The sequence below is a fragment of the Roseateles sp. P5_B10 genome (assembly GCF_056400485.1).
In genome coordinates this window covers 1-2631 of sequence record NZ_JBFULE010000735.1, presented here as the reverse complement: position 1 = coordinate 2631, position 2631 = coordinate 1, and the positions used below count along the sequence as shown (strand labels likewise).

General features: G+C 61.2%; 3 protein-coding genes. All 3 read right to left on the bottom strand.

Going from position 1 to position 2631, the window contains the following annotated elements:
- On the bottom strand, positions 1-517 hold a 517-nt coding region (locus AC1DU6_RS26775), incomplete at its 3' end, for a CatB-related O-acetyltransferase (RefSeq protein WP_477860824.1).
- A gap of 7 nt (positions 518-524) precedes the next feature.
- Entirely contained in the window at positions 525-1709 is a 1185-nt protein-coding gene (locus tag AC1DU6_RS26770) for an O-antigen ligase family protein (RefSeq protein WP_477860822.1), read from the bottom strand.
- On the bottom strand, positions 1709-2631 hold a 923-nt coding region (locus tag AC1DU6_RS26765), incomplete at its 5' end, for an oligosaccharide flippase family protein (RefSeq protein ID WP_477860820.1). The genes AC1DU6_RS26765 and AC1DU6_RS26770, both read right to left, overlap by 1 nt.

Sequence of the window (2631 nt, the reverse complement as noted above, 5' to 3'; positions counted from 1 at the left end):
GGCTCTGTAGCAGGCCGTCAATGACGGGAGCCTCAAATCGATTGCGGATCACCCGCGCCGGGTTGCCTGCGACAACTGCGTATGGCGTGACGTCGCGGGTCACGACGGCGCCCATGCCGACAATCGCACCATGGCCGACGTGGACCCCTGCCTTGATATAGGCGCCGTCACCTATCCAGACGTCGGCACCGATAGTCGTTCTGAGCGAGGGTAGGTACTCGTGCCTTGCGAACTTGGCCTTTACGCTGTCCTTGTGTGAGAGAAAAACCGGGCTCGTCGATACGAAATGGCTCGGGTGACCAACGCCGCCGATGCGAATATGGCTGCCTAGCGAGCAGAACGGCCCCACCTCCACGTTGAGCAGCGCGCACTCATAGCCGATGAATGAATGCCGGTCCACATGGCAACTGATTACGGCGCTTCCGGCATGAACGCGTGAAGTGCGGTGGATCGTGCTGTCACGGATCGCTGCACCACGAGCGATCTTCAGAAACTTGGACCAAAGGTAGGTAAGCATGATGCGCTTAGGCCGAGCGGAGCTGCGCCGATGCGCCGCCATGGCGATGCATCATCAAATAGCGTGCATAGGCACCGACGGCCAGAGGTAGCAGCTGGTGCGTGTAGTGTTTGGCGGTGATCGCGAACAGTGCCACCAGAAAAGCAAACGACACAGCTAGCTGATAGTCCGGGTCGTTGAGATCCGCACGTCGCAACAGGCAGAGGTCGATGAGGGGCAGCACGATGAGTGCTACATAGGCCGCGAAACCAGGGAGCCCTAGGTCGACCCACGCGGACAGCGCGTTGTGAATGTGCTCGCCAGGCTTATGGCTACCCAGGGCACCGACCCAAGGACTTTCCTGGATGCTTTTCCAGCCGTCATACAGCATGCGGGCACGCTCAAGCTTGGAGAGGTCGTCGCTGTAGTCGAGGAACAGGAAGATCGTGCGGCTCTCGGGATACAGGTCGGCCAGCAAGGGCAGTGCGGCTGCAGCGGCGGCCACGAGAGCGGCGGCGATGACGAGCGTGAACAGTTTGTGTTTCGAGCGCAGAAACTCCAAAACCAGTGTCAGCAGCACGACACCGATCAGCTCCGTACGTGCACCGTTGAGGAAAAGGGTTGGGAACGCGAACAGGTAGATCGCCATGCGTTGCTTGCGCGAAGGGGTAGCGCACAGCACATAGATCAGGCAGACCGAATAGACGAAGCCGTAGGCTTGATAGTTTGCGAAATAGTCTGCGCTCCCCAGAAGATCGAGACTGACGGCGAGGAACGTACCTTCATCGGCATTGGTGACGATGGCCACGCTCATGGCGAGCAAGGTCATGACCAGCACGCCGCGCAGTCGCGGCGCCCGAGGGTCAACCGAGCGAGCCACGATGTAGAGCACCACAAACTGCGGTATGACGCCAATCTGTTCGCCGGCCGCTTCCCCGCGCGCACCGAGTGCCATGTTGAGGAGCAGCACGACCAGGGTATAGACCACAAACGCCACGAAGGCGCCGTCCATGGCGCATCGGGTCCCCGGTCTTGAAACTTGCTGAACGAACAACATGCTCAGCGGCGCAAACCAGACCATCGCCATTGCGGTCGAGTAGCCACCAAACACGGGTGGTATCAGTCCTTTGGCGAGTAGGAAGTGGTAGACGAAGAAGCCAGGCAGCAAGGCCTGAAAGCCGAACAGCGCAAGACGCGGGGTAGGTGTTCTCATCAGCCCGTCGCCCAATTGACCGCGACTCGCGTGAGGACGCTGGCGAATACGGCAGCTCCCGTCCAGAGAACAAGCACACGGCCATTCGCTCGAATTGCGTTCCAGACCTGTGCCGCGGAAACGCCTGCGACGGCCAGTACCACGCCGAGGTACAGGCCGTAAAAGAGGGCCCCTGTCGCTGCATACCCTTCGCTTATGTGGCCTAGCCGTGCCCAGTCCAGCAACCAGACGCCTCCGAGGCGGATCAGCAGGCCCGCCAGTTGCAGAAACAAGGCGGCTCGCTGCCGACCGCAGATGTGCAGCGTGGTGGAGATCGGCACCACGAGGAATTGCAGCAGGAACCAGGGCGTCATGCAGCTGACGAGCCAGCCGGTTCGTGCCCATCCGGCACCGAACAGCCATTCGCAGATCTGGGGCGCAATGATGCCCAGCGCCAGCAGGGGACCTACGCCGGCCTTGATGAGACCATCGACAACCTGGACGACGAACTGCGGAAGTCGTCCTTCGCGGTGCTCGAGGGCAGCGCGTGACAGGAAAACCTGGCTGATCGAATTGCCGATCAGGGACATGGGCGCTTGAGCCACATACATGGCCATTCCCAGATAGCCTGCTTCGGCAGGGCCGGCATAGGCAGCAACGAGTATGACGGGCAAGTACACCGCAGCGCTGTTCGCCAGAGCCTCCGCCGTGGAGTAGATCGGAAAACGACGGTATTCAAAGGCAACGTGCCGCAATGAGCTCCAACGCAACTCGCGCATGGCCGCCCACGCCGTGGGCATCAGTGCCAGGCATGCGATACCTGTATTGGCTACCTGACCCAGCAGCAAACCCACAGGGCCGGCCCCATGCCAGCCGACCATCATCTGCAGACCCGCGCTGCCTGCAGACTGGGCGACACGCGTTCGCGCGAGGCGCCCAAATG

Excerpts from the sequence above, each read along its gene's own strand:
- AC1DU6_RS26770 (WP_477860822.1), bottom strand. The coding sequence starts at position 1,709 with ATGAGAACACCTACCCCGCGTCTTGCGCTGTTCGGCTTTCAGGCCTTG.